The 26111-nt window shown below is 72.0% G+C and carries 23 protein-coding genes; 15 read left to right on the forward strand and 8 right to left on the reverse strand.

Annotated features, from left to right (window positions below):
* The first annotated feature begins 78 nt into the window (after positions 1–78).
* The 4 genes from EDD93_RS31935 to EDD93_RS31950 all read left to right on the forward strand — a co-directional run bounded on the left by EDD93_RS31935 (position 79) and on the right by EDD93_RS31950 (position 4281).
* Positions 79–705, forward strand: a complete 627-nt coding sequence (locus tag EDD93_RS31935; RefSeq protein ID WP_123529110.1) for an ABATE domain-containing protein — start codon at positions 79–81, stop codon at positions 703–705.
* 13 nt (positions 706–718) lie between these two features.
* Positions 719–1126: an ACT domain-containing protein gene (locus tag EDD93_RS31940; RefSeq protein ID WP_123529112.1), complete on the forward strand. Its 408-nt coding sequence runs from the start codon at positions 719–721 to the stop codon at positions 1124–1126.
* Between the two features lie 115 nt (positions 1127–1241).
* Positions 1242–1742 carry a hypothetical protein gene (locus EDD93_RS31945; RefSeq protein ID WP_073738907.1) on the forward strand — a complete coding sequence of 167 codons (501 nt, stop codon included), beginning with the start codon at positions 1242–1244 and terminating at the stop codon, positions 1740–1742.
* Positions 1743–2046: 304 nt separating this feature from the next.
* Positions 2047–4281 (forward strand): glycosyl hydrolase family 95 catalytic domain-containing protein, encoded by a 2235-nt coding sequence (locus EDD93_RS31950; protein WP_123529504.1) that lies wholly within the window; start codon positions 2047–2049, stop codon positions 4279–4281.
* Here EDD93_RS31950 and EDD93_RS31955 read toward each other — a convergent pair.
* Positions 4257–6470 (reverse strand): terpene synthase family protein, encoded by a 2214-nt coding sequence (locus EDD93_RS31955; protein WP_123529114.1) that lies wholly within the window; start codon positions 6468–6470, stop codon positions 4257–4259. The genes EDD93_RS31950 and EDD93_RS31955 overlap by 25 nt on opposite strands.
* 296 nt (positions 6471–6766) lie before the next feature.
* Here EDD93_RS31955 and EDD93_RS31960 point away from each other — a divergent pair, with 296 nt between their 5' ends.
* Positions 6767–8098, forward strand: a complete 1332-nt coding sequence (locus EDD93_RS31960; RefSeq protein WP_123529116.1) for an N-acetylmuramoyl-L-alanine amidase — start codon at positions 6767–6769, stop codon at positions 8096–8098.
* A 118-nt stretch (positions 8099–8216) separates the two neighbouring features.
* On the opposite strand, the gene EDD93_RS31965 is transcribed toward EDD93_RS31960, so the two are convergent.
* Positions 8217–9353, reverse strand: a complete 1137-nt coding sequence (locus EDD93_RS31965) for an aminoglycoside phosphotransferase family protein (protein ID WP_123529118.1) — start codon at positions 9351–9353, stop codon at positions 8217–8219.
* A 231-nt stretch (positions 9354–9584) separates the two neighbouring features.
* Between EDD93_RS31965 and EDD93_RS31970 the strand changes: the two genes are divergently transcribed.
* Positions 9585–11084: a hypothetical protein gene (locus tag EDD93_RS31970; RefSeq protein WP_123529120.1), complete on the forward strand. Its 1500-nt coding sequence runs from the start codon at positions 9585–9587 to the stop codon at positions 11082–11084.
* A gap of 51 nt (positions 11085–11135) precedes the next feature.
* On the opposite strand, the gene EDD93_RS31975 is transcribed toward EDD93_RS31970, so the two are convergent.
* The gene (locus EDD93_RS31975) at positions 11136–12593 is read right to left on the reverse strand and encodes a PP2C family protein-serine/threonine phosphatase (RefSeq protein ID WP_123529122.1); all 1458 of its coding nucleotides are present in this window, start codon (positions 12591–12593) and stop codon (positions 11136–11138) included.
* A 345-nt stretch (positions 12594–12938) separates the two neighbouring features.
* Complete coding sequence (locus EDD93_RS31980) at positions 12939–13232, reverse strand: hypothetical protein (RefSeq protein ID WP_123529124.1); 294 nt, start codon at positions 13230–13232, stop codon at positions 12939–12941.
* Between the two features lie 230 nt (positions 13233–13462).
* On the opposite strand from EDD93_RS31980, the gene rpmG reads away from it, so the two are divergent.
* Entirely contained in the window at positions 13463–13627 is a 165-nt protein-coding gene (gene rpmG, locus EDD93_RS31985; protein WP_123529506.1) for a 50S ribosomal protein L33, read from the forward strand.
* Positions 13628–13837: 210 nt separating this feature from the next.
* On the opposite strand, the gene EDD93_RS31990 is transcribed toward rpmG, so the two are convergent.
* The 4 genes from EDD93_RS31990 to EDD93_RS32005 form a co-directional block, all read right to left on the reverse strand.
* Positions 13838–14506: a YoaK family protein gene (locus EDD93_RS31990; RefSeq protein WP_260256019.1), complete on the reverse strand. Its 669-nt coding sequence runs from the start codon at positions 14504–14506 to the stop codon at positions 13838–13840.
* A gap of 112 nt (positions 14507–14618) precedes the next feature.
* Positions 14619–15992: a deoxyribodipyrimidine photo-lyase gene (locus tag EDD93_RS31995; protein ID WP_123529126.1), complete on the reverse strand. Its 1374-nt coding sequence runs from the start codon at positions 15990–15992 to the stop codon at positions 14619–14621.
* Positions 15993–16061: 69 nt separating this feature from the next.
* Positions 16062–17612 (reverse strand): SDR family oxidoreductase, encoded by a 1551-nt coding sequence (locus EDD93_RS32000; protein WP_123529128.1) that lies wholly within the window; start codon positions 17610–17612, stop codon positions 16062–16064.
* A gap of 201 nt (positions 17613–17813) precedes the next feature.
* Complete coding sequence (locus tag EDD93_RS32005; RefSeq protein ID WP_123529130.1) at positions 17814–18425, reverse strand: sigma-70 family RNA polymerase sigma factor; 612 nt, start codon at positions 18423–18425, stop codon at positions 17814–17816.
* A gap of 173 nt (positions 18426–18598) precedes the next feature.
* Between EDD93_RS32005 and EDD93_RS32010 the strand changes: the two genes are divergently transcribed.
* The 8 genes from EDD93_RS32010 (at position 18599) to EDD93_RS32045 (ending at position 26009) form a co-directional block, all read left to right on the forward strand.
* Positions 18599–19597 carry a MerR family transcriptional regulator gene (locus EDD93_RS32010; RefSeq protein WP_123529508.1) on the forward strand — a complete coding sequence of 333 codons (999 nt, stop codon included), beginning with the start codon at positions 18599–18601 and terminating at the stop codon, positions 19595–19597.
* 277 nt (positions 19598–19874) lie between these two features.
* Positions 19875–21125, forward strand: coding sequence for an NAD(P)/FAD-dependent oxidoreductase (locus tag EDD93_RS32015; protein ID WP_123529132.1), 1251 nt, complete (start codon positions 19875–19877; stop codon positions 21123–21125).
* Positions 21126–21248: 123 nt separating this feature from the next.
* On the forward strand, positions 21249–22169 hold the full coding sequence (locus EDD93_RS32020) for a VanZ family protein (protein WP_398905776.1): 921 nt from the start codon (positions 21249–21251) through the stop codon (positions 22167–22169).
* A 158-nt stretch (positions 22170–22327) separates the two neighbouring features.
* On the forward strand, positions 22328–23155 hold the full coding sequence (locus EDD93_RS32025; RefSeq protein ID WP_123529134.1) for a DUF4389 domain-containing protein: 828 nt from the start codon (positions 22328–22330) through the stop codon (positions 23153–23155).
* Complete coding sequence (locus EDD93_RS32030) at positions 23152–23667, forward strand: DinB family protein (protein WP_123529136.1); 516 nt, start codon at positions 23152–23154, stop codon at positions 23665–23667. The genes EDD93_RS32025 and EDD93_RS32030 overlap by 4 nt, the downstream gene beginning before the upstream one ends.
* Positions 23668–23769: 102 nt before the next feature.
* Positions 23770–24492 (forward strand): DUF4230 domain-containing protein, encoded by a 723-nt coding sequence (locus tag EDD93_RS32035; protein WP_123529138.1) that lies wholly within the window; start codon positions 23770–23772, stop codon positions 24490–24492.
* A gap of 335 nt (positions 24493–24827) precedes the next feature.
* Positions 24828–25343 carry a lytic polysaccharide monooxygenase auxiliary activity family 9 protein gene (locus EDD93_RS32040; RefSeq protein WP_123529140.1) on the forward strand — a complete coding sequence of 172 codons (516 nt, stop codon included), beginning with the start codon at positions 24828–24830 and terminating at the stop codon, positions 25341–25343.
* A gap of 246 nt (positions 25344–25589) precedes the next feature.
* Entirely contained in the window at positions 25590–26009 is a 420-nt protein-coding gene (locus tag EDD93_RS32045; protein WP_123529142.1) for a hypothetical protein, read from the forward strand.
* Positions 26010–26111: the final 102 nt, after the last annotated feature.

Consider the following 26111-nt stretch of genomic DNA (forward strand, 5'->3'; position numbering starts at 1 on the left):
CCTCTCCGTGGTGCCGCGATGACCGCACCAGCGGACGGCCTTCGGCTAATGGTTCAGCGCGACGCTACCATTAGCGACATGCCTGACAGCAGCACGCCCGACAGCCGGACCGCCGGAACCCGGCTCGCGCTCGATCTGACCCTCACGATCCGGCACGACGGGCAGGGCGGGGTCGCGGACGACCTCGACAGCCCGGCCGGCCTGACCCGGTGGGTCCGCGAACGGCCGGACCTGCTCGCCCGGGTCCGGGCCCCCGCCGGCTGGACGGCGAACGGCGCGGACCTCGCCGCCGTACGGTCCCTGCGCGATGCCGCACGGGCGCTCTTCGCGCGTGCGGTGCGCCCCGGTGACCCGAGCCCCGCCGACGCGGCACGGCTGATCCCCGTCGAGACGGCGCTCGGCCGGCTGAACGGGGCCGCCGCGGCCGTGCCCGCCGTGCCGCGCCTGGAGTGGCCGCGGGGCGGGGAACCCGTCGCCCACGACCATCCGGCCGGGGGGTCGGCCGCCGACGCGCTTCCCGCCGCCCTCGCCCGCGCCGTCATCGGCTTCCTGGCCGGGCCCGGCCGGGCGGACCTGCGTGCCTGCCACGCCCCCCGCTGCGTGCGCTACTTCGTCAAGGAGCACCCGCGCCAGGAGTGGTGCAAGCCGTCCTGCGGCAACCGCGCCCGTGTCGCACGCCATCACGAGCGGCACCGCACGCCGTAGGTAGCCTGGTGCCGTGACCGCCGAGAGCGACCTCCGTACCCTGCTGAGCGACCTGCGCCCCGAGCTCCACCCCGGCCGCTACGTCTTCGCGACCGTGCCCGGCGGCGCGGTGCCCGCCGGTGCCTCTCCCGTTGTCACGGTCGGTGAGGCCGAGGGGCTGACGCTGGTGCTGCCGGAGCAGGAGGCCGTGGCCGCCGGGCTCGACCACTCCTACCCGTCGGGCTGGATCACGCTCCGTGTGCACTCGGCGCTGGAAGCCGTCGGACTCACCGCGGCCGTCTCGCTCGCCCTCACCGACGCGGGGATCAGCTGCAACGTGGTGGCCGGATTCCACCACGACCACCTCTTCGTGCCGTACGGCCGGGCGGCCGAGGCCGTCACCGTACTGGAGAGGCTGGCGGCGGAGTCGCACGCGGGGTGACCGGATGCCGGGCGGGTACCCCTGCGGCATAGGCCGGCGGGTGCCCCTCCGGCATGCGCCCGGGGCCTGCGGGACCGGGCTCCGCGAGGTGAGCCCGGCCACGTAACATGGCCGCATGTCCTTCCTCCGCCGCCGTAGCGCCGCCACACCCGCGGGCCCCGACTTCGACGTCCTGGCCATGGACCCCGGGGACTGGCCCGGAAACCTCGGCGCCGGCCTCCTGCCCGCCCCCGACGGGAGCTGTCAGGGCGTCTTCCTCCGTTACGACCTGTTCGGCGGCCGCGGCCCCGCGATGATCATCGGCAACCTCCCGGAGGGCTCACCCGCCCGCGAGACCGAGGAGGGCCAGGTGCCCTTCGAGGTGGCCCAGCTGCTGCTCGCGCTGGAGAACGACGAGCCGGTCGAGGTCACCGGGACCGAGGACATGCCTGTCATGCAGGGCGACAACCTGCTGATCGTCCGCCGCGTCAAGCTCTCCGAGAGCCGGATCGCCTGCGTCCAGTTCGACCGCAGCGACGGCGTGCTCGTCACGATCGCCAGCTGGGACCGTCCGATCACCGATGACCTCTACACGCTCCTGAAGCCGCTGCCCGCGGAACTCTTCCAGCAGGGCTGAGCCGCACCCCCGCCGGGCCGTCGCAGGGCCCGCGCCGTCCGGTCCGGCGGCGGCACCTCCGTCCGAAGTCATTGGCCTCCGTCCAGGAGGCGACTTTGTCACGCGTCTTGTTTTATTAGTCGTCGGACCTCTACCGTCACTCGGCATGACATCCGGGATGACGCGACGCACCACGGTGAAGACGGCGATCGGCGCAACTGGAGCCCTGGCACTGGGAGTTCCAGGATTATCCGGTACGGCCGCTGCCGCCGGTACCTCCGATGAATCGGTGAAGGCGGCAGCCAAGAGGGAGCTGCCCAACCCGGTGCTCCACTACCTCGCACCGGCCGCCGACTGGGAGCGTGAATCATTGCCTATCGGGGGCGGCGCCCTCGGTGCGAGCGTCCACGGCACGCTCGCCACCGAACGTCTCACCTTCAACGAGAAGACCCTGTGGTCGGGCGGGCCGGGCTCGGCCGACGGGTACGACTTCGGCAACTGGACCGCCCCCAGACCCGACGCCCTCGACAGCATCCGCAGGCGCCTCGACTCCGACGGCGCCCTCGGCCCCGACGCGGTCGTCGCGGAGCTCGGCCAGTCCCGCCGGGGCTACGGCGCCTACCAGGTCTTCGGGGACCTGCTGATCGACGTGCCGGGCGCCCCCGCCGCCCCCGACGCCTCCTACCGCCGCGCCCTGGACCTGCGCACCGCACTCGCGAGCGTCGGCTACACCCGGGACGGGGCCGCCCACACCAGGGAGTACTTCGTCTCGCACCCGGGCGGCGTGATCGGAGGACGGTTCACTGCGGACCGGCCGGGACAGGTGACCCTCACGCTGCGCTACACCTCACCGCGCGCCGACTGCACCGCGGCCGCCGACGGCGACCGGCTCACCGTACGGGGCGCGCTCAAGGACAACGGACTCCGCTTCGAGGCCCAGCTCCGGGTCCGTACCCGGGGTGGCACCGTCACCGCCGACGCCGACGGAAGCCTCACCGTCACCGGCGCCGACAGCGCCTGGTTCTTCCTCGCAGCCGGCACCGACTACGCGGACACCTATCCCGGCTACCGGGGCGCGGACCCGCACGACAAGGTCACCGCCGCCGTCGACGCCGCGGCCGGCGCCTCCTACGAGCAGGTCCGCGACACCCACACCGCCGACCACCGCGCCCTCTTCGACCGCGTGGCGCTCGACATCGGCCAGCAGCTGCCCGACCTGCCCACCGACCAGCTGCTCAGCGGGTACACCGGAGGTGGCACCCCGGCGGACCGGGCCCTTGAGGCCCTGTTCTTCCAGTACGGGCGCTACCTGCTGATCGCCTCCTCGCGCGAGGGTTCACTGCCCGCCAACCTCCAGGGCGTCTGGAACAACTCCACCACCCCGCCCTGGTCCGCCGACTACCACACCAACATCAACATCCAGATGAACTACTGGCTCGCGGAAGTCACCAACCTCGCCGAGACCACCGCTCCCTACGACCGCTACGTCGAGGCCATGCGCGAGCCCGGCCGCCGGACGGCGAAGGAGATGTTCGGCAGCGCCGGCTGGGTCGTGCACAACGAGACCAACCCCTACGGATTCACCGGCGTGCACGACTACTCCACCTCGTTCTGGTTCCCCGAGGCCGCCGCCTGGCTCACCCAGCAGATGTACGAGCACTACCGGTTCAACGGATCCACCGACTACCTGCGCGCCACCGCCTACCCGGCGATGAAGGAGGCCGCGGAGTTCTGGCTGGCCAATCTGCGCACCGACCCCCGTGACGGACTGCTCGTCGTCACCCCGAGCTACTCGCCCGAGCACGGGGACTTCACCGCCGGTGCCGCGATGTCCCAGCAGATCGTCCACGACCTGCTCACCAGCACCCTGGAGGCCGCCGGGACCCTGGGGGACGACGCGGCCTTCCGGGGCAGGCTGGAAACCGCGCTGGACCAGCTCGACCCCGGTCTGCGGACCGGTTCCTGGGGCCAGCTCCAGGAGTGGAAGACCGACCGGGACGACCCGGCCGACGACCACCGCCACGTCTCCCACCTCTTCGGCCTCCACCCCGGACGGCAGATCGAGGCCGGGAGCCGGTGGGCCGAGGCGGCCAAGGTCTCCCTCGGCGCCCGAGGCGACGGCGGCACCGGCTGGTCCAAGGCCTGGAAGATCAACTTCTGGGCGCGGCTGCGGGACGGCGACCACGCGCACAAGATGCTCTCCGAGCAGCTGAAGAGCTCCACCCTGCCCAACCTCTGGGACACCCACCCGCCCTTCCAGATCGACGGGAACTTCGGTGCCGCGTCCGGCGTCGCGGAGATGCTGCTGCAGAGCCAGCACGACACCGTCGAGATCCTCCCGGCGCTCCCGGCCTCCTGGCCGCAGGGGTCGGTGCGCGGCCTGCGCGCCCGGGGCGGATTCACCGTCGACATCGAATGGTCCTCGGGCACGGCCCGCCGCGTGGTCGTCACGGCGAGCCGGACCCGCGACGTCACCGTCGCCGGCACCCTGTTCCCGGGCGGCTCGAAGACCTTCCGGGCACTCGCGGGACAGAGCTACACACTGACCCCCGAGAGCTGACCGAACAGCGAGGAGATCCGGGTGGAGGAAGTGCCCGGCCCCGTGGGACCGCTCAGGTGCCACGGGGCCGCCGTGCCCCGCCGCAGATCCTCCTCGCGGTAGCGCCGGCAGCCCCGGTGCCAGATCAGGATCCCCGCGATCCAGTGCTTCAGCTCCAGCACGTAGCCCGCCAGGATCTCGCGCGCCTCGTCATCCAGCCCGAAGTCGGCGTACAGCACCGGCAGTTCGTGCTCGGCGACATGCAGGAACTGCCGCAGCCGCGACTTCATCAGGTCGTACACGAGCCGCATCCCGGTCGGATAGTCCACCCCGAAGAAGTTCTGCACCACCAGGACGCCGTTGTGCACCTCGCCCTCGTACTCGATCTCCTTCTGGTACGAGAACAGGTCGTTGAGCAGCGCGGCGTAGTCCGCCGCCGCGTTCTCCAGGGAACGCAGCGGGCCGCTGTCGTAGATCTCCGGCGGAACCTTCCTGCCGTGCCCCAGCCGGCACAGACTCATCGTCAGATCCGAACCGAAGGTCATGCGCCGCATCTCGACGTAGTCCACCGGATCGGGGATCCGGTTCTGCGCCTGGTTCGCCAGCTCCCACACCCAGCTCGCCGTCATGTCCTCGATGCAGGTACGGAAGGCGCGCCGGCCGCTCTGGTCCATCGGCGCCGCCGTGCGCTCCCACAGGTCGCCCAGCCCGCGCTCCAGCGCGTTGACCGGCTCGGGCGCGGGCGTCCCGTCCAGCGGCATGAACCGGGACAGCCGCGCGTTGGCCACCTTCGCCCCCGCCAGGTCACGGGCCCGTCCGTGCACCACCGGGAACCAGTCGTCGCCGTAGGTCCCCCAGGCCAGCCACTGGGAGGACAGGTCGAGTTCGTCAGGGGTGGCGTCGGGGTGGATGCCCGCCGCGCACAGCGGCAGATCGATCGCCAGCAGCCGTTCCTCGTCCCAGATGTGCGAGCCGGGCACCCCGGGCTGCGACTCCAGGATGCCCATCCGCGACGACCAGTCGACGAGCCGCAGCCGGGCCCCGCCCAGATGCGGACTGAGCGTCGTGCCGAACGGCAGGTCGAAATCGGGCAGCAGGGACGGGCCGACATGCTGGTAGGGCAGATACGTGTGACTGCGCAGCCTGGCCGACTCCGACCGGGGAGTGAACCGGATCGAGGCGGCCGCCATCCCGAAGCCCGGCGTCGCCTGCTCGGCCCCTCCGCCGTTCATGTAGCGACTGGAGCGCATGTGCCACTCGTGGCCGCCGGACTGCCAGTCCTGGAGGCCCTTGACGTACGCCAGGACTGCCGCGGTCTGCGCCGGATCGAGCGCGCTCTCGGAGCAGAGCGGACCGAGTTCGGTCAGGGCGGTGTTCTCGAACTGCTGGAGCCGCGACGTCAGCAGATCGTTCACCGACTCGGCGGCCTCCTGCGTCGAGCAGCCCAGGAAGTGCTCGAGGACCAGCACGCCGTTGCTGTTCTCGCCCTCGTCCTCGACCTCGCGCTGGTACGAGAAGAGGTCGTTGCGCAGGTGGACGGCGTCGGAGAAGGCGTCGCGCAGCACCCGCAGCGCCCGTTCACCGGCCACCGCGTCGGGCACCTCGGCGCCGGCCGCGTACTCCACCAGCCCCGCCGACCACGGCGCCCCGCCCACCTTGCGGCGCATCTCGATGTACTCGACGGGGTTCGCGATGCGGCCCTCGTTGATGTTCGCGAGCTCCCACAGCGACTCGTTGAGCAGGTTCCTCGTCGACTCGGCGAACCGCGCCCGCCAGCCGTCGGACATCGCCGGCACGGTCCGTGCCCACAGATCGGCCAGTCCCGCCTCCACCGGGTTCTCCGGCTCGGGCGTCGGCGCACCGCGCTCCATCGGCATGAAGGCGGGCAGCCGGTCCAGATACCGTTTGCCGCCCGCCCGGTCCGGGGTGCGTTTGAACAGCTCCAGGAAGTGGTCGTCGAAGAAGAAGACCCACACGTACCAGTCGGTCACCAGCGACAGGGCCTCGGCCGGGCAGTCGGGGTGGGTGTACGCGCACAGCAGCGCGTAGTCGTGGGAATCGAGGTCCTTCTCCTCCCAGATGCCCGACCCCTCCAGCATTCCTATGGCGCGTGCCCACCCCTTGGTGTGCTGTCGGGCCTCCTCGACATGAGGATTGAGCCGCGCCGGATACGGAACGTAGAAGTCCGGCAGGGTGAAGGGCTGAGCCATGTGCGTACGGCCTTTCCGAGAGTCTCCGCGTGGGCGTCACGCGGTTCGTCGTGTCCGCGCGAGCACTACCCCTCGGCCGTTCGGGGCACGCACCGGCTCGATTAGTCACATAAATTGTGGCGTCGCCAGAAACCCGCGTCCCATCGCCCTTCGCAGGTCAGCACCCCTGCCAGTGGTCTGGTCCACTGGTTCGATCCGCCGCCCCCGCAGCGCTCTTGACGTCCTCTCACCTCAGGTCACAGAGTGTGCGCGCACGACGCAAGCCCGGAAAGCGCACAGCTCCAAGAAGGGTTGTCATGACGTCCAAGCAGAGGACCGGAATCGCGGTCGCGTTCACCACTGTCGGCGCGCTGAGTCTCGCGCTGCTCAGTCCCACCGCGCAGGCCGGTGCGGACGGGGTACGGCCCGAATGCCCGCGCGGCCTCGAATGCGACTGGGTCCCGGCGGCCTACCAGCAGACCGGCGACCCGGCCGACAAGGAGACGTACGGCAACTACGACACCGCTGACCGGCCGCACAGCAACAAGATCAAGTTCATCGTCCTCCACGACACCGAGGAGGACTTCGACACCACCCTGGACATCTTCCAGAACCCGCTGAAGCAGACCTCCGCCCACTACGTGGTGCGTTCCGGCGACGGCCACGTCACGCAGATGGTGAAGGGCAAGGACGTCGCCTGGCAGGCCGGGAACTGGTACCTCAACTCCAACTCCATCGGCATCGAGCAGGAGGGCGTCGCCGTGGACGGCGCCAAGTGGTACACCCCCGAGATGTACCGCTCGACCGCCGCACTGGTGCGCTACCTCGCCGCCAAGTACGACATCCCGCTCGACCGCCAGCACATCATCGGCCACGATGGGGTACCGCCCACCAGCGCCGCCGGCACCGCCGGCATGCACTGGGACCCGGGCACCTACTGGGACTGGAACCGCTTCATGGCCCTGCTCGGCAGGCCCACCCTGCCAACAGCCCGCAAGAACAGTGAACTCGTCACCGTCAGTCCGCGGTTCAAGGAGAACAAGCAGGCCTTCCGCGACTGCGAGAAGAACGTGGACCTGCCCGTCCAGGGCTCCAGCGCCGTCCCGCTCCACACGGAGCCCGCCACCGACGCACCCCTCTTCTCCGACCCCGGCCTGCACAAGGACGGCTCGCCCGGCACCAACTGCGCCGCCGACTGGGGCAGCAAGATCAGCGCGACCCAGCAGGCCGTCGTCGCGGGCCACGCGCCCGGCTGGACGGCGATCTGGTGGTACGGCCGGAAGGCCTGGTTCGAGACACCGGCCGGCGCCCGCACCACCACCCCCACCGCGGGCTACGTCGTGCGGCCGAAGGCGGGCCGGGCCGAGGTGCCGGTGTACGGCGTGGCCTACCCGGAGAAGTCCGAGTACCCCGAGGGCTTCGCGGACAAGCGGGTCGGCGCGCCGCTCCAGTACACGATCAAGGCGGGCCAGTCCTACCCGGGCGGCGGCGAGGCCCCCACCGGCTTCTACTACGCCCCGACGATCGACGCCTCGCTCCCGCTGGACCACTCCTTCTTCCGGGGCAAGGAGAAGTACGTGACCGTCCAGATCGGGCACCGCATCGCCTTCGTGAAGGCCGCCGACGTGGACATCGTCCGCGCGCACTGAGAGCGCGTGGATTGAGCGCGCGTCCACTGAGCGCGCCTGTCCGGGGGCGGGCGTGACACAGCGCGCTGCGGGCCCGGTGTGTCGGCACCGGGCCCGCAGCGCGCGTCCCCCGGGAGGGTCAGCGAGTGCCGACCGCGGCTCGTACGGCCCGCCTGGCGAGCGCGCAGTCGTCATGCAGCCTGCGCAGCAGCAGGCGCTGCTCCTCGCCCGAGGAGAGGGCGCCCGGCCGGTCCTGGCCGGCCCGGGGGGCCGCGGTGTCCCGCATGGCCCGCTGCACGGCCGTCTCGTAGGTACGGATCTCCCGCGTCAGTACGAGCATCAGGTTGACGAGGAAGGCGTCCCGCGCCGCCGGGCCCGCGACCTGGGCGAGCTGGCTGATCTGACGCCGGGCCACCGGCGCGTCGCCCAGCACCGTCCACAGCGTCGCCAGGTCGTACCCCGGCAGATACCAGCCGGCGTGCTCCCAGTCGACCAGCACCGGACCGGTGGGCGACAGCAGGATGTTGGAGAGCAGCGCGTCACCGTGACAGAACTGCCCCATCCCCTGACGGCCGCCCGCGTGGGCCAGACCGTGCAGGAGCTTCTGCAGATCGCCCAGGTCGCGATCGGTGAACAGCCCCAGCTCGTGGTAGCGCGAGATGCGCGCCGCGTAGTCCAGCGGGGCCTCGAAGAGGCCGGGCGGCGGCCGCCAGGCGTTGACCCGGCTGACCGCTCCGAGCACCGCCCGCAGGTCGGCCCGCGGTGGCGCCTCCGACGGATGCCTCGTCAGTGCCGCTACCCGGCCGGGCATCCGTTCGATGACCAGGGTGCAGTTCTCCGGGTCCGCCGCGATGAGCCGGGGCACCCGTACCGGCGGGCGGTGCCGGACGAACGCCCGGTATGCCGCTATTTCGTGCCGGAACCGCTCCGACCACGCCGGGGAGTGGTCGAGTAAGCACTTGGCCACCGCGGTCGCCCGTCCGGTGGAACCGACGAGCAGCACCGAACGGCCGCTGCGCCGCAGCACCTGTACCGGGTTGAACTCCGGGCAGATCCGGTGCACCGAGGCGATCGCCATCCTCAGCTGCGCGCCCTGCGGGCCGGACAGGTCCAGTCTTCCGCTGAGCGAGTGGGCGCCCGGCCCTGCCATGCGCCGGGCCCGACCCATGCCGGGCGCCGGAACAGCGGCGCGGGGGTCGAGATACGGTCCGCCGCCCGACCCGAGAGGACGGAGCGGCCGGGGCGGGGCGGACACGGAGGACGATGCTGTGTACATGGGCGAGACAGATCCCTTCGTGCGCCGACAAGTTGCGTGCGCCGCCCCGGCCGGCGGCCGTTCGGCACCCTGGGGAGTACCTAGGGCTGCCGGGCGGGGTGGCGCTTTCCTACCTGACACCGGTGCGAGGGTGGCAGACCATCTGGCGGACCCTGGCGAACCCTGGCGAATAGTCGCAGGGCATCTGACAGGGGGTTACTGTCAACACAGCCGAGAACCTGGGGGCTTGACGTGACCGGAGAACCCAACACCCGTCTGTCGGACCTGTTCGGCCTTGCCGGCTGGTCCAAGGGCGAACTCGCGAGAATGGTGAACAGGCAGGCGGCGGCCATGGGCCACCCCCAGCTCGCCACCGACACCTCGCGGGTGAGACGCTGGATCGACATGGGGGAATCCCCCCGCGATCCCGTTCCCAAAGTGCTGGCAGCCCTGTTCACCGAGCGGCTCGGTCGTGTCGTGACCATCGAGGACCTCGGGTTCGGCCGACGCGGGCGTGTGGGGAAACGGCGAGAGACCGGGACGGAAGACAATCCCGACCAACTCCCCTGGGCGCCCGAGCGGACGGCAGCGGTCCTCACCGAATTCACGGGAATGGACCTCATGCTCAACCGACGCGGCTTGGTGAGCGCGGGCGCCGCGCTCGCCGCCGGCTCCACCATCGCCGGCCCCATGCACGACTGGCTGCACACCGACCCCGTACTGGCGGCCGACGCGCCACGCACCGACGATCCCGTGCACGCGGACCCGGCCGGTTTCGACCGGTACGAGGCCGCGCCCATCGGTTCGCAGGAGATCGAGGCGCTGGAGCGGTCCGTGGAGGTGTTCCGCGCCTGGGACGCCTCCCGGGGCGGCGGTCTCCAGCGCAAGGCCGTGGTGGGCCAGCTCAACGAGGTGGGCGGCATGCTGGCCTACCGCCACCCCGACCATCTGCAGCGCCGCCTCTGGGGCGTCGCTGCCAATCTCGCCGTACTCGCGGGGTGGATGTCGCACGACATCGGCCTCGAACCGACGGCCCAGAAGTACTTCGTCATCGCGGCGCACGCGGCGCGCGAGGGCGGTGACCGCCCGCGCGCGGGCGAGGCCCTGTCCAGGGCGGCCCGCCAGATGTGCCACCTGGGCCGCCCGGACGACGCGCTCGACCTCATGAAGCTCGCCAAGTCCGGCTCGGGCGACATGGTCCTGCCGCGCACCCAGGCCATGCTGCACACCATCGAGGCCTGGGCACAGGCCGCCATGGGCCGGGGCCAGGCCATGCGGCGCACGCTGGGCCTGGCCGAGGAGCTCTTCATCTCGGACAAGGGCGATGTCCCGGCGCCCAGCTGGATGCAGATGTTCGACGAGGCGGATCTGCACGGTATGCAGGCACTCGCGTTCCGCACCCTGGCCGAGCACGAGCCCGCCGCGGCCGTCATCGCCCAGCGGCACGCGAAGCAGGCACTCGAACTGCGGGTCAACGGGCGCCAGCGGTCCAAGATCTTCGACTACATCTCGCTCGCCTCGGCGTGCTTCATCGCCGACGACCCGGAGCAGGCCGACCGCTATGCCCGGCTCGCCCTGGTGACGATGGGGGAGACCTCCTCGCACCGCACCTGGGACCGGCTGCGCGAGATGTACCGGCTCACCGGCCAGTTCGCGGGGTACGCGAAGATCGAGGACCTGCGCGAGGAGATCGAGCGTTCCCTGCCGCAAAGGTCCCTCATCAAGCAGCGGACCAGGAGCTCCGAGATCTGACCCCGGGCGCAGCTCGGTGCGCCCTTGCCGCAATACGCCGTGTGCCGGTGCCTACGCGCCGATGCGGGCGATCAGCACACATGCGTCGTCCAGCCGAGGGCTGCCGCCGAACTCCTCGGCGACGGTGCGTACACAGTCCTGCGCCGAACGGGCCCCGGCGAAACGCGGCGCGAGTTCGAGCAGTGCCTCGGTGCCCGGACGGAGTCCGCCGCGCCCGTCATCGGTCCGGGCCAGGCCGTCGGTGTGGAGCACCAGCACATCGCCGGGCAGCAGGTGAGCCTCGTCCTGCTCGTAGGCGACGCCCGAGGCCGCGCCGAGCAGGACGCCGTCGGGCTGGGGCAGCGGGCGCCCGGTTCCGTCGCGGAACAGCAGCGGCGCGGGGTGCCCGGCCTGCGCCCAGTCCAGGGTGCGGGTCCCGGGGTCGAACCGGCAGCACACCGCGCTGCCGAGGGCGGGCTGGACCGACGTCTCCAGCAGCTGGTTCAGATGGCCCATCAGCGCCCCGGGGTCGATGCCGGCCATCGCCATGCCGCGCAGGGCTCCGAGGATCATTGTCATGGCCGAGGTGGCCTGGATGCCGTGACCGGTCAGATCGCCGACGGTGAGCAGCGTCCTGCCGTCCGGGAGTTCCATGGCGTCGTACCAGCCGCCGCCGATCAGGTCGCTGGACCCGGAAGGGAGGTAGTGGGCCGCGATGTCCAGAACCCCGGGCCCCTGGTCCGGGAGGCGCAGTGAACCCCGCCACGGCGGGAGCACGGCCTGCTGCAGTTCGACCGCGATCCGGTGCTCCGTGCGGTCGATGTGCTGCTGGCGGCGGAGCGAGTCCTGGGTGCGGCGCACCGTCTGCTGGCTGCGCCGCAGCTCGCTCACGTCGCGCAGGACCGCCCACATGGATGCGGTGCAGCCGTCGGCGTCGAGGACGGGTTCGCCCATCATGTGCAGGGTGCGGGTCCCGCCGTCGGGGCGGTTGATCCGGAACTCCCCGTCTATCGGCTTCCCGTCGACCAGGCAGTCCGTCACCAGGGCGGTGAGCGCCGGCTGGTCCTCGGGGAAGAGCACGGTGGGCAGATCGTCCAGGGAGAGGGGTCCGGCCTCCGCGGTCCGGCCGAAGATCTGGAGCAGCTCGTCGGACCAGCTGACCTCGTCCGTCAGCAGATTCCACTCCGCGCTGCCCACCCGGCCGATCAGCGATCCCGGCCGCTCCTCGCTGAGGGGAACCTGCCCCGTTCCCAGCGACAACTCGGCCGCGAGCTGCTCCGCGGCCTCGGGCGGCAGCCCCTCCTTGAGCTGTCCCAGGTGCGCCCCGAGATCGTCCAGGTGATGGACCGCCAGATCGCAGAGCGCGCGCTGCCAGCGCATCTGCGGATCGTCCTCGTCGACCGCCACGGCATCGCGCCGCACCGCGTCCACATCGCCGCGCAGCCGACGCGTCCGGCTGATCAACGCGTCGACGGCATCGCGCTCGGGCGGCTGGGGGGCGGGGCGGTCCGCGGACAGGTGGGACGGCATGACGTACTCCGATACAGGCGCGGTACAACCAGGTCTGAGGGTGGACCGAATACGACTGTCGCACAGCCGGCTGGGGCCCGTAAGCGGTTTGGCAACACTCGATGCGTTCTTGCTTCTGGCATATGCCAGCGGCTGAACGGCGCGGCTGCCTTTCGAACAGCCTTTCTTTTCAAGGCCGTTGAGGCAAGTGATCCGGCGCGCCCAGGCCTTCGGCGCACCCGTTCGTGCCGGCTCCGCGCGGGGCGGGTGCGACGCGCCGGGGCATATGCGGGCCGGAGGCTCCGCGGGGTGGCGAGGCCTCCGGCCGGGTGTCGCGGGCCGCCGGGACGGGCCCGGCCGCCCGCCTCAGCAGACGGCGATGCGGCCGTACGAGCCCACCTTCCACGTCCACTTGAGGGTCTCGCCGGGGAACGTGGTCCAGCACTGCTTGTCGGGTCCGTGGTCGATGACGAGCTTGATGTGCATGTTCCGGCCGCAGTTGTTCGTCGTCCAGGCCGTCTTGTCCTGCTTGACGACCTCGCGCGCCACGCACGCGGGAGCGGTGCCGCCGGCGGCTGCCGCCGGGCCCGCCGCCGTCATCGCGCAGGCGGTGATCATCGCGGTGGCCGCGATGGCGGAAAGGGTGTTCTTCAGGTGCATGGTCACATTCCTCGGGCAGTCGTTCGCTGTGCCGGGCACTGCGGTCAACGATCGTGACGCCCTGGCGTGACGGCTCGCGGGGGAGTGCCGGACCTGCGGCCGGCGGCTTCGGGGTCCGGGCTCGGAGCGGGCGGGAATGCGGCCGGGCGGTGCGGCGTTGGACGGGCAGAACGAAAACGAATCCCGTTACCGTCTTGGTGCGGATTCGGTTCGCGAGCACGGAGGTAACCATGGCCCGAAGTGAGTCCCGTCCCCTCGTCACGCTCCGCTCGACCGCGGGCACGGGGCAGACGTATGTGACGCGCAAGAGTCGTCGCAACAGCCCCGACCGGCTGGTCCTGCGCAAGTACGACCCCGCCGCCGGGGAGCACGTCCTCTTCCGCGAGGAGCGCTGAGTGCGGAGCGGTCCGCCGTGCCCGCGTCCCCGTGCCCGTGCTCCGGATCACAGTCCGGAGGGCGGATTCCCGGGAACGCGAGGCAATGGTTTATCGTTCACCTATATGTGATGGCGCGCTGAGCGCACACACCAAGAACCGCCCCGGCTGGATTCCCCCGATCCGGCCGGGGCTTCCCCTTTTTCCGGAGCTCGGTACTCCCGTCGCGGCTCACCGCCGACGCGGTGCGGCCTCGATCAGCAGCGCCGCCGCCGCGAGGGCGGCCGCCGCCACGGCCCCGGTCTCCGGCCGCTCGCGCACGGCAAGTGCGGCTGCCGCCGCACCCGCCACCACGGCCGCGAGGCGGCCGGCCACCCAGCCGTCGCCCCGCCGCCACGACCCCACGGCCAGCCGGCCGACGAGCGAGGTCAGCGTGCCGGTGAAGTAGTTCGTCGGCGTGGCCCGCAGCCGGCCCTGGACCCCCATCGCGAGCCCCATGAGAGCCAGCAGCCCCAGCCGGTCCGCGCCCGACGTGATCACACCCAGCCCCCACAGCACCGCACCCGCGGCGAGCAGCACCACCTCGGCCGTCAGCATGACCGGCAGCCGCCGCCACACCCGCTCACCGGTCACCGCACCCCAGGCCACCCCGCATCCGTACGAGACGAGCGCGGTGACGACACGCAGCGCCACCCCCTCCTCGCCCGCCCCGGCCGCCGACGCGCCCAGCAGGACCAGGTTCCCCGTCATCACCCCGGCGAAGACCTGGCCCACGCAGATGAACACGAACGCGTCCGCCGCCCCGGACGCCGCCGACAGCAGGAGCAGGGCCGCATGGCCGCGCGACCCGTCCACGGTGTCACGGCCGGCCGGGGCGGAGGGGGCGTCGGTAGTCGGCATGGCGGCATTTTCGCTGCCGCCGGGCCCGGCGGGGCGCGTTGTCCCCGGTGCGGCGCGCCGTGCCATGCCGTTGTGCCTGCGCGGGCGCGCACCCGCGCAGGCACAACGGCGTTCACTCCAGGCCGCGTGCCTGCTTGAACCGGGCCAGCGCGTCGGGCAGCTCCACCACCGGATCCGGATACTCCAGCCGGGCGCGCTCCGCCCCGCGCAGCTTCCACGGCTCGTGCACGGCGGGTCCGGCAACGGAAGCCAGCTCCGGCACCCACCGCCGGACGTAGTCGCCGTCCGGGTCGTAGCGCTTGGCCTGGAGCACCGGGTTGAGCACCCGGTTGGGGCGGCTGTCCGTCCCGGTGCCGGCCATCCACTGCCAGTTCAGCTGGTTGTTGGCGACGTCTCCGTCCACCAGCAGATCCAGGAAGTGCCGGGCGCCGACGCGCCAGTCCACGTACAGGGTCTTGGTCAGGAAGCCCGCCGCGAGCAGCCGTCCTCGGTTGTGCATCCAGCCCTCGTGCCGCAGCTGGCGCATCGCGGCGTCGACCACCGGGTAGCCGGTGTGCCCCTGCCGCCAGGCCTCGGTCTCCTCGGCGGCAGCGGCCCCGGACCGCCAGTGGTCGTGCCGGGTGCGGTAGTCCAGCCGGGCGGCCGCGGGCCTGGCGGCCAGGACCTGGTGATGGAACTCGCGCCAGCACAGCTGCCGGACGAACGCGTCGGCCCCGGCGCCACCTGCCGTACGGGCCCGGTGGATCAGCTCTGCCGGCGAGAGGGTGCCGAAGTGCAGGTGCGGGGAGAGCCGGGACGTGGCGTCGCCCGGCAGGTCGTCGTGGCGGTCCTCGTACGACGCGAGCCCGTGGCGTCGCCAGGCCGTGAACCGCTTGCGGGCCTCCTGCTCACCGCCCTCGGCGAGCCCCGCCGAGACGCCCGGCACACGGGAGCGGACCGGCACGTCCTCGGACCTCGGACCGTCCGGCACCCGGACCGTTCGGGGCGCGCCGAACGGGTCACGCACGCGCTCCCCGGACCAGCGCCTGAAGTACGGGGTGAACACCGCGAAGTGGTCCGAACCCGCGGGGGTCACCGCGCCCGGCGCGACCGCGGTGACCACGCCGTCGTGGACGTGCAGCCGGGCTCCGCCGGACTCCAGGGCCGCCCGCAGCCGCTCCTCGCGGCCATGGGCGTAGGCGCTGACCCCGGCGGCCACGTGGACGTCGCCCGCACCGCTCTCGGAGACGACCCGGCACACCTCGGTGACCACGTCGCCCGAGCGGATCACCAGCCGGCCGCCCCGTTCGCGCAGCCCCTCGTCGAGATCCCGCAGGCAGTCGGCGAGGAACGCGCGGCGGTTCGGGGCGCCGAACCCCGCCGCCTCGATCCCCGTGTCGCGGACGAACAGGGGCACGATCTCGTCCGACGACGCGAGCGCGGCGTGCAACGGCGGATGGTCGTGCAGACGGAGATCGGCGGTGAAGAGGACGACCGCTACGGTCATGGCGCAACTCCTGGTCGGGGGCGTGGATATGCCCCTGTTCCGTCTGCGGGCCCCCGGCGGATGCGCCGGTCACCGGGACAGTGCGCCGCGTTCCTCCGCAGGCGCGGCGGACGCCTGCCCCGTGGCCGCCCGCGCGATGTTGCGGGCCATGCCGCCGAACACGACCGCGTGGAACGGCGACACGCTCCACCAGTACGCGTGACCGAGCAGCCCGCGGGGATGGAACAGCGCCCGCTGCCGGTAGTGCGCCCGGCCCCGGTCGTCCTGTTCCGCGTACATCTCCAGCCAGGCCAGGCCCGGCAGCCGCATCTCCGCGCGCAGCCGCAGCAGATGGCCGGGCTCGATCTCCTCGACGCGCCAGAAGTCCAGGGAGTCGCCCACCCGGAGCCGGTCGGTGTCCCGCCGCCCCCGGCGCAGGCCCACCCCTCCCACCAGCCGGTCGAGCCAGCCGCGCACCGCCCACGCCAGCGGGAACGAGTACCAGCCGTGATCGCCGCCGATGCCCTCGACGACCTTCCACAGGGCCTGCGGCGACGCCTCGACATCGAGTTCCCGCACATCCGTGTACAGGCTGCCACCGGCCCAGTCGGGGTCCGTGGGCAGCGGGTCGCTCGGCACCCCGGGCACCGACGCCGAGGACCACCGGGTGGTGACCTTGGCCTCGCGCACCCGCTGGAGGGCGAGGCGCAGGGCCCGCTCGAACGTGAAGGGCTGCCCCGGCCCGTCGGGCACGTACCGCACGATGTCGTGCTCCTGGCACACGACCTCGTACCGCAGCGACTCCGCGAGCGGCCGTGCGATCGACCTGGGAACGGGGGTGACGAGCCCGATCCAGTGGCTGGACAGCCGGGGCGTCAGCATCGGGACGGGCAGGATCAGCCGGTGCGGGAGGGCCGCGATCTCCGCGTACCGCTGCATCATGTCGCGGTAGGTGATGACGTCCGGGCCCCCGATGTCGAAGGCGCGGTTCACGTCCCGGGGCATCCTGGCGCTGCCGACCAGGTAGCGCAGCACGTCCCGGACCGCGATCGGCTGGATCCGGGTCGACACCCAGCTGGGCGTCACCATGACCGGCAGCCGTTCGGTGAGGTAGCGCAGCATCTCGAACGAGGCCGAACCGGATCCGATGATCACGGCGGCCCGCAGGGCGGTGGTCGGGACCCCGGAATCCAGCAGGATCCTGCCGACCTCGGCGCGCGAACGCAGATGCGGCGAGAGTTCCCCCTCGGGTACGCCCGGCGGCGTGAGTCCGCCGAGGTAGACGATCCGGCCGACGCCCCGCGAAACGGCCGACTCCGCGAAGACCGTGGCCGACCTGCGGTCCGTCTCCTCGAAGTCGGCCCCGGTCGTCAGCGCGTGCACCAGGTAGTAGGCCACGTCGATATCGGCCATGGCCGATGCGACCGAGTCCGCGTCGGTGACATCGCCCCGGACGATCTCCACGTCCTGGGCCCACGGGTAGTCCCGCAGCTTGTGGGGGCTGCGCACCATGCACCGCACCCGGTGCCCGGCTTCCAGGAGCTCGGGCACCAGCCGGCCCCCGATGTATCCGGTGGCCCCCGTCACCAGGCAGTGCAAGGGCTTCCCGGTCTTCTTCTCCGCGCTGTCGCTGCTCGTCATGGGATCTCCGCATCGGCTGGGGTACCCGCTCGGTTCACCGTGCCTCGTCGTCGCGCATCACGCGCTTCGAGGCGCCCGGATGCGGTGGACGCACCCCCCTCATGTTCCCATTCGCGGGGCTGTTGGGCGTTGCGCGTCGATTCTGCGTCGGTACTGCGGCCGGGCGGCGGGCCGCCTGCCGCGAGGGCCGCGCGGTCCCGGCTACCGCTCGGCGTCGCCGGACATCGAGCGCCGGATCCGGTGCAGCGCGCGGCGTACGTGGCTCTTGACCGTGCCGAGGGGGAGCCCGGTCAGCTCCGCGATGCGGGTCTGGGGGAGACCGTCGTAGTAGGCCATGTGCAGGATGCGGCGCTGTACCTGGGGCAGCTTGCCCAGTTCCGTACCGACCAGGACCCGGTCCAGCGCCGACTCCGGGCCGGCCGCGCCGGTCTCCACGAGCCGCAGCCGCGCCGCCGTCGCGGCTGCCAGTTCCGTGCGGCGGGTACGGGCGGCCAGGGCGTCCGCGATCTTGCGGCGGGTGATGCCGACGAGCCAGCCGGGGAGCGGGCCGCGCTCGGGGCGGTAGCCGAGTCTGCCGCGCCAGGCGGCCATGAAGACCTGCTGCGTGACGTCCTCGGCCTCGCGGCTGTCACCGAGGGACCGGGCGGCCAGGGAGTGCACGAGCGCGCCCCACCTGCGGTAGGCGGCGGCGAAACAGTCCTCGCTGCCGCGCATCAGACCGGCGGCCAGCTCCTCGTCGGCGAGGTCCTGCGCGGCGCACGGTCGCGGGCCCGGTGCGCCGGGCAGCGTGTCCTGCGGTGCGAGCGCGGTCATGGCTGTCCTTCCTCCGGGCGCCCCGGCCCAGGAGCTGTCTCCCGCCCCGGCCGGCCGGGGTCGTCCGGGATGCTCTCCGGCGCACCCTCCGACGGGCGCCCGTGACCGGCAGCGTTCCAATAGCCGACCCGCCCGGACAACCTGCGTCGGTTCTGCGTCGTATGATCAAACGCATGCCGTCCTCCACGGAACGGGCCCCGGTGGGAACCACCGGCCACGGCCTGACCACCGGCACAGTGGCACGCCGGCTCGGCGTCGCGCCGACGACACTCCGGACCTGGGACCGCCGCTACGGCATCGGCCCCGTTCGCCGGCAGGGCGGTGCGCACCGGCGGTGGACTGCCGAGGACATTGCCGTACTGGAACGCATGTGTGAGCTGACGAGTGCCGGGGTGCCCCCTGCGGAGGCCGCCCGCACGGCACTCGGCACGACTTCCGGCTCCCGGGCCCCAGCCGCCACACACCCGGTGCGCCCGGCGCTTCCGGCAGCTCCGGTGCGCTCCGGCGCGGAGCCGGAGGGGCCGGCCGCTGACGTGGCGCGCCACGAACGCCGGGGGCTGACGAGTGCGGCGCTGCGGCTGGACTCCCGGACCATCGACGAGCGGCTGAGCGCCGCGATCGGCCGGTACGGACTGGTGGCCGCCTGGGACCAGGTGATCATGCCGACACTGCACGCGGTGGGACGCAAGTGGCAGACCTCGGGCGAGCGTTACGTGGAGGTCGAGCACCTGCTGTCCTGGCACGTCTCCAGTGCCCTGCGGCGGGTCGCCGTACCGCCCGCCGCGGGTGACGACGGAGCCGGGCCCGCCCTGCTGGCCTGCACCCCGGGCGAGACGCACACGCTTCCGCTGGAGGCGCTCGCCGCCGGGCTCGCCGAACGCGGCCTGGGCGTGCGGATGTTCGGAGCGTCGGTGCCGGGCGAGGCGCTGAGCGAGGCCGTGCGCCGGACCGGCCCGTCGGCCGTGGTGCTGTGGTCCCAGTCGCGGAACACGGCCGCACGGCCCCTGGCGCACCACGTGACGTCCATCGAACGCGGAGTACGGGGGGCCAGGACCCGCCCGGCGGTCCTGATCGCCGGACCGGGCTGGGCGGGCGCCCCCCTGCCCGGCACCCACCGCCCCCGTGAGCTGGGCGAGGCGATCAGGATGCTCACCGGATTGTGCGCGCGGTGAGTCGTCCCGTGAGCCGTCCGGTGAATCGTGCGGTGAGGCGTCCGGCGAGATGTCCGGTGAATCGTGCGGTGAGGCGTCCGGCGAGATGTCCGGTGCGGCACGGGGTGAGACACGCTGTGCGGCGCGCGCCCACCGCCTGCCGTGCTGGAGGGGTTTGAGCTGGGAGCATGCGCGGTGAGCCCGGCCCGGACCGGCCAGGTCGCACGACCCGGTCGCACGGCCCGGCTCCCGGCCGGGCCCCGGCCGAGGTCATCAGCCCGTGCGAAAGGCGAATTCCATGGTGAAACCTGCTGAGCCACGGCCCGATGTCATCGTGATCGGAGCGGGCGCGGCGGGCCTCGCCTGTGCGACCGACCTGAGCACAGCCGGACTCTCGGTCCGCCTCCTGGAGGCATCGGACGAGGTGGGCGGCCGCATGCGCACCGACCGGCGGGACGGCTTCCTCCTCGACCGGGGCTTCCAGGTGTTCAACACGTCCTACCCCCAGGTCAGGAAGCGCCTGACACTGCGTGAGCTGCGGCTGCACCCCTTCACACCGGGCGTGCTCGTGCAGACGGGGACCGGCGCCACCGGCCGGGTACGGTTCAGCGATCCGACCCGCCGCCCGGCCTCCGCCGGGGATCTGTTGCCCGGACGGCTGGCCTCAGGTCGCGATCTGCTGGCGCTCGGGGTGCTCTCGGCCCGGGACATGTTCGGCCCGGTGAGCGCGATCCTGCGACGCGCCGACCGCACGACCCGCACCGAACTCGCCGACGCGGGCATCTCCGACGAGCTCGTGCGGACCCTGTTCCGGCCGTTCCTGTCGGGCGTTTTCCTGGAGGACGAACTGGAGACCTCCTCCCGCGTCTTCCACCTCGTCTGGCGCAGCATGCTGCGCGGCAGCCTCTGCCTGCCCGCCGCAGGCATCGGCGCCGTGCCGGCGGCGCTCGCCGCAGCCCTGCCGCCGCGCGCCCTGTCCGTCGAGACCCCCGTGCACAGCCTGACCGACGACGGCGTGCTCGGTGAGGACGGGACGGAGCGTCCCGCGCCCGTGGTGGTGGTGGCCACGGGCCCCGAACGGGCCGCGCGGCTGCTGCCCGGCCTGACGGTCCCGGAGACCCGGACCGTCACGACGTACTACCACGTGGCCGGCGCTTCCCCGCTGCGGGAGCCGACCCTGCTCGTCGACAGCAGGCGCCGCTTCCTGAACACGGTGGTCCTCAGCGAGGCCGTACCGTCCTGCGCGCCCGCCGGGTACGCGCTGATCTCGACCTCCGTGGCGGGCCCGGACGCCCCGGGCCGGGAGGCGCGGGTCCGGCGGGATCTCGCCGAGGTCCACGCCACCGACACCGCCGCCTGGGACCTGCTCGCCACCTGCTCGGTGCCGGGAGCTCTGCCCGCCATGCCGCCGCCCTGGCCGTTGTCCCGCACCTCACGCGTCGGGCCGGGCCGGTACGTGTGCGGGGACCACCGGGCGACCGGCTCGTTGCAGGGGGCGCTCGCCTCCGGGGCACGTGCGGCCCGTGAGGTTCTCGCGGACCGGGGCTGACCCGAGCGATCACGGCTGCCCCGCCCCCAAGACGGCGGTTCCACGGCCCCGAAGCGGTGAGACGAACGAGGGCCGGCCCGGCCGGCCAGGTGTGGTCCGACCGGACGGGGGCACTTGTCGCCCATGAACGCAGAGGCTGAGAGTGGTACGCAGAACGGAACGCGGCGCAGAACATGGGGAAGCGTTCTCCTGCAGGTGACCTTTCTGGTGTTGGCCTTCCTGGCCATGGTCGGTTTCTCGGTTGTGCTGGCGAAGGTGACGCTCACACCGTCGCCGGCCTCCGAGGAGCTCGTGAAGTCGAATCTGCGTCCCGGCCGCTCGCTGCGGCAGTACGCCGAGGACTACACCTTCCTCGCGGCCTGCAAGCAGGCGGGCGGAAACCTGGTGCTGGGCATGCCGTTCGGCGTGCTCCTGCCCATTCTCGTACCGCGCCGGCTGCGGATGGTCCGGATGGTCCTGCTGACCGTAATGGTCATAGCGATCGTCGAACTCGTCCAGGGAGCGCTCGTGGCCGGGCGTGCCTTCGACGTCGACGACGTCATCCTCAACACCGCGGGCGCGCTTCTCGGCTATCTGCTGCTGGGCCGTCGTCTGAGCCACCGCTACCACGTACTCGCGGCCGGACCGGAGCCGGTGCCCGAACGCACCCGGGCGCCGGAACCGGCCGGACGCGACGAGCGCGGGACCGAGCCGCGCCGCCGGCCCTGGCAGGAGAAATGGGCGAAGGCCGCGGCACGGACGAAGCCGGCGGCGAAACCCCTGGAGAAGCCGGAGCGGAAACCGGCGATGAAGCCGGTGCGGAAGACGGAGAAGACGGCGGGGCCGGACGCCGAGCCCAAGCCGGCCCCGGTGTCCAAGGCCGAGCCCAGGCCGAAGACGGCCAAGACGTCCAAGCCCAGGGCCGGGACCGCTGCGACGTCCAAGCCCAAGGCCCGGCCGAAGCCCTCGGCCGCGAGTGGCAGGACGCCGCGCGGGGACCGAGACGGAGACGGGGACCGAACCGGTCCGGGCCGCGCGCTGCTGGACCGGTTCCGCGGGCGCTGACCGTGCGGGCCGGGGGAGCGCCCCGGCCCGCACGGCCCCGGGCCGGCGGGGCACCCGATCGGCCTGTGGCCGTTTGCGGGCCGCTCTCCGGGGCCCGAGCGTGAGGTGACGCGGAGTGCGCAGAGGGCGTACGCGATCACCTGCCGAAGGGGAGCGCCATGGCCGACGCCCAGTGGAGCCCGGGGCGCAGGGCGGGGGACGCGGGCGAGTTCCTGCCCGTGCTCGACCTCATCGAGCCCACCCGTCAGCGCCGGCTCACCGTCCTGTTCCGGCTGCTGCTGCTGATTCCGCATTTCGTCGTGCTGCTGTTCCTGGAGATCGCGGCCTTCTTCACCGCCGTGTTCGGCTGGTTCGCGGCCCTGGTGCTGGGCCGGCTGCCGGAGCCCGTCTTCCGCTTCCTCGCCGGAGTGCTCGGCTACCGTACGAGGGTCGCAGCGAGCGCCTTGCTCCTCATCGACCGCTACCCGCCGTTCGCGCTGGACCCGCCGTCCGGCTATCCGGTCCAGATCGACGTCCGCCCGACGAGGCTCAACTGGCTGGCTGTCTTCTTCCGGCTGATCCTGGTGATTCCCGCAGCGATCGTGCAGAGCCTGGTCACATCGGGCTGGTACGTCCTGGCGATCGTGTGGTGGCTGATCACGCTGATCCTGGGACGTATGCCCCGCCCGCTCTTCGAGGCCACGGCTGCCACGCTGCGCTACGACATGCGCGTGTCCGCCTATATGTCGTTGCTCAGCCCCGCCTACCCCAAGGGCCTCTTCGGCGAGGACGCGCTCTCCGTGCCTGAGCGGCAGGGGCGCTCCGCCACCCGGCCGCTGGTCATCAGCGGCGCGGGCAAGGCACTGCTGGTGTTCTTCCTGGTACTCGGGCTCGTCAGCGCCGTCACGACCTCCGTGACCAGCTCGTCGTCCGACGACAGCGACATGTGGATGCATCGACAAAGCGCTCGCATCGTGTACCCGCCAACAGGCATGATCGGGCGATGACATGGACAGCTCCAGAGGTAGAACGCGCCGGCGGATCGCTCGTCGCCGGTGAGCGCGAGATGCTCATCGGGTATCTCGGATGGTTCCGCGGCACCCTCCTGATGAAGTGCGCCGGCCTGACCGGTGAGCAGCTCGCCGAGCGGACCGTGGAGCCGTCCAACCTCTCGCTCCTCGGCCTCGTACGCCATATGGCCAAGGTCGAACGCACCTGGTTCAGGCAGCGCTTCGCCGGGCAGCCGATCGAGCCCATGTACGACCCCGGCGACGGCAAGGACGCCGACTTCGAGAAGCTCGATCCGGCCACCGCCGCCGAGGACTACGCCCGGCTGGTGGAGGAGTCCCGGCTGGCGGACGAGGTCGTCGCCGGTGCCTCGTTCGACGACACCTTCACCCACGACGGTGAGGTCTACAACCTGCGGATGGTGCACATCCACCTGATCAGCGAGTACGCGCGACACATCGGCCACGCCGACCTGGTGCGCGAGCGGCTGGACGGCGTCACAGGGGCGTGAGTGCCGGTCCGGCGAAAACGGCCGTCTGTATCAACGTACGGAATCGGCCGGATCCGGGGCGGTGGGCGGAGTGAATCCGGACAGCCGGGTCACACGGGGAGTATGACTTCCACCGACTTACCTACAGACGCACCGGGCAAGTCCGACGGACAAGCGGGCGGCGGCCGCGACAACGGTCCCCGCCGCAGCCGGCGATGGGGGAGGGCGGCCGCGATCGGCGTGGTCGCCGTCGTGCTGCTCCTCCTGGGCACACGGCTCAGCCTGCTGCCGGGGCTGGGTGACATCTTCGGCGAGAAGACCCATGACCGCTCGGGCCCCGCCGTGCTCAAGTCGATCCGTGACATGAGCCGGTACGAGGCGGCGGCGGGCAATTTCCAGGTCGTCGTCGATCTGGAGAAGGACACGAAGTTCGTCCCGGACGCGATCCGAGGCTCCCGCACGCTGTACGTCGGCGCGGGCACGGTAGGTGCCTCCGTCGACCTGGGCGATGTCGCGGACAACGGAGTCGTCGTCAACGAGGACCGGACCAAGGCCGAGCTCCGGCTGCCGCACGCCGTCCTCGGCAAACCGGCGCTCGATCCCGACCGCTCGTACGCGGTGTCCAAGCAGCGCGGGCTCTTCGACCGGATCGGGGACTTCTTCTCCGACAATCCCGGCAGCGAGCAGGCGGTGAACAAGCTGGCGGCCCAGCACATCGGCGAGGCGGCGAAGGAGAGCGGGCTCACCCAGCGCGCCGAGAAGAACACCACCGCCATGCTGCAGGGGCTGCTCGGCTCGCTCGGCTTCACGGAGGTCACCGTCAGTTACGGTGACGCCCGCAAGTAGGCGCGGTCATCGAGCGGACCCGCCCGGCTCCCGGGTCCGCTCCCCGGCCTTTCCGCTCGGCCTTTCTCCCGTGCGGTCCGGCCCGGTGGACCTCTCCTTCCTCCCCTTCCTCAACTCCCTTGCGGTTCCGCACCCTTGACGGCGACGCCTCGATAGGTATGGTCTAGTCCAAGTGCAGGGACGGCGCCGGACACCGCGTTCGCGGGGTGTTTCCGGTCATGGATCCTGCCGTTCCCTTCGCGCCTCTTGGCCCCACACTCGAGAGGCTGGACTGCCGCTATCGGGCTCCCCACGGTCCGCCCGCGTCGCAGCGATGCCTCATGTGAAGGAGAAGCATGCACGCGAAAAGGAAGACCGCCGTAGCCGTCGGTGCCGTACTCGCACCGGTACTCGCCCTGACCCTTCCGGCAGGCTCGGCCAGCGCCCACGGTTACATCTCGTCACCCCCGAGCAGGCAGGCGCAGTGTGCCGCCGGAACGGTCAGCTGCGGCTCCATCACCTACGAGCCCCAGAGCGTGGAAGGCCCCAAGGGGCTGACCAGCTGCAGCGGCGGCAACAGCGCGTTCGCCGAGCTCGACGACGACGCCAAGGGCTGGAAGGTCACTCCGGTGAGTTCCAGCACCTCGTTCCAGTGGAAGCTGACCGCTCGTCACTCCACCAGCACCTGGCAGTACTTCGCGAGCGGCCAGAAGATCGCGGAGTTCAACGACAACGGTGCCCAGCCCGGCGCGACCGTCACCCACCAGGTGAACTTCGGCAGCCTCAAGGGCCAGCAGAAGGTCCTCGCGGTCTGGAACATCGCCGACACGGCCAACGCCTTCTACGCGTGCATCGACGTCAACGTCAGCTGATCCCCGCACGCACCGTCCGGCCGCCGCGACCACCGGCGACCGGTGGACGATGAGAGGGACCCCTGCCCTGTACCGGGCGGGGGTCCCTGTCGTGACACCGTGAACCGGCCGCTACCGCTCCCGGGGGTACCGGGCACGGACACCCGGTTGGTCGGTCCCGTCACCCACATGCTGCCGGGGCCGCGCAGAATCGGCCGGGCGCGGCAACGCTGATTGCGTCACCGCGTCTGCAGAATCGGGATCAGCATGCTCATATCCAGCATCCTCGGCCTCGGCCCCGGAGCGTCGGGCCGTTCGCGTAGCGGGTACGCCTTCGCGGCCGTTCTCACCGCGGCGGTGTACGCCGGAGCGGTGCCGGCCGCCGCTGAGGGGGCATCCCCCACCGTCGCGGGCGGGAGCGGCGTCGCCGAGCGGCCCGCGCATCCCGTCGTCGCCCCGGCCCCGCCGTCCGGAGCGCCGGTCGACACCGCTGCGGTCGGCCCGGACCGTGGCGAGGTCATCGGCTCCCGGTTGCCGGGCGCGCCCGAGCCGCTCGCGCCCGGGGGAGCCAGGACGCTGGTGCCCGCCGTGATAGGGGGCGCCGTCGGGCTGGCCCTGTTCGCGGCCGGCGGCGTGCTGGCCGCCGCCCGCAGACGCGGCGGCCACGCAGGCCGCCGGCACGGCTGACACCGTCCGGCGCGACACGTCGGACGCCCCCGGGATTCGGGGCGGCCGATGGTGTTGAAGCCATGATGAGGTAGCGCGGCCGATGAAGTGTCACGGCCGGAT

Origin of the sequence: Streptomyces sp. 840.1 (assembly GCF_003751445.1) — a bacterium.
Classification (GTDB): Bacteria; Actinomycetota; Actinomycetes; order Streptomycetales; family Streptomycetaceae; genus Streptomyces.

Coding starts and splice junctions, on each gene's coding strand:
- EDD93_RS31935 (WP_123529110.1), top strand. CDS start 79: ATGCCTGACAGCAGCACGCCCGACAGCCGGACCGCCGGAACCCGGCTC.
- EDD93_RS31945 (WP_073738907.1), top strand. CDS start 1,242: ATGTCCTTCCTCCGCCGCCGTAGCGCCGCCACACCCGCGGGCCCCGAC.
- EDD93_RS31955 (WP_123529114.1), bottom strand. CDS start 6,470: ATGGCTCAGCCCTTCACCCTGCCGGACTTCTACGTTCCGTATCCGGCG.
- EDD93_RS31960 (WP_123529116.1), top strand. CDS start 6,767: ATGACGTCCAAGCAGAGGACCGGAATCGCGGTCGCGTTCACCACTGTC.
- EDD93_RS31965 (WP_123529118.1), bottom strand. CDS start 9,353: ATGTACACAGCATCGTCCTCCGTGTCCGCCCCGCCCCGGCCGCTCCGT.
- EDD93_RS31975 (WP_123529122.1), bottom strand. CDS start 12,593: ATGCCGTCCCACCTGTCCGCGGACCGCCCCGCCCCCCAGCCGCCCGAG.
- EDD93_RS31980 (WP_123529124.1), bottom strand. CDS start 13,232: ATGCACCTGAAGAACACCCTTTCCGCCATCGCGGCCACCGCGATGATC.
- rpmG (WP_123529506.1), top strand. CDS start 13,463: ATGGCCCGAAGTGAGTCCCGTCCCCTCGTCACGCTCCGCTCGACCGCG.
- EDD93_RS31990 (WP_260256019.1), bottom strand. CDS start 14,506: ATGCCGACTACCGACGCCCCCTCCGCCCCGGCCGGCCGTGACACCGTG.
- EDD93_RS31995 (WP_123529126.1), bottom strand. CDS start 15,992: ATGACCGTAGCGGTCGTCCTCTTCACCGCCGATCTCCGTCTGCACGAC.
- EDD93_RS32000 (WP_123529128.1), bottom strand. CDS start 17,612: ATGACGAGCAGCGACAGCGCGGAGAAGAAGACCGGGAAGCCCTTGCAC.
- EDD93_RS32005 (WP_123529130.1), bottom strand. CDS start 18,425: ATGACCGCGCTCGCACCGCAGGACACGCTGCCCGGCGCACCGGGCCCG.
- EDD93_RS32010 (WP_123529508.1), top strand. CDS start 18,599: ATGCCGTCCTCCACGGAACGGGCCCCGGTGGGAACCACCGGCCACGGC.
- EDD93_RS32015 (WP_123529132.1), top strand. CDS start 19,875: ATGGTGAAACCTGCTGAGCCACGGCCCGATGTCATCGTGATCGGAGCG.
- EDD93_RS32020 (WP_398905776.1), top strand. CDS start 21,249: ATGAACGCAGAGGCTGAGAGTGGTACGCAGAACGGAACGCGGCGCAGA.
- EDD93_RS32025 (WP_123529134.1), top strand. CDS start 22,328: ATGGCCGACGCCCAGTGGAGCCCGGGGCGCAGGGCGGGGGACGCGGGC.
- EDD93_RS32030 (WP_123529136.1), top strand. CDS start 23,152: ATGACATGGACAGCTCCAGAGGTAGAACGCGCCGGCGGATCGCTCGTC.
- EDD93_RS32035 (WP_123529138.1), top strand. CDS start 23,770: ATGACTTCCACCGACTTACCTACAGACGCACCGGGCAAGTCCGACGGA.
- EDD93_RS32040 (WP_123529140.1), top strand. CDS start 24,828: ATGCACGCGAAAAGGAAGACCGCCGTAGCCGTCGGTGCCGTACTCGCA.
- EDD93_RS32045 (WP_123529142.1), top strand. CDS start 25,590: ATGCTCATATCCAGCATCCTCGGCCTCGGCCCCGGAGCGTCGGGCCGT.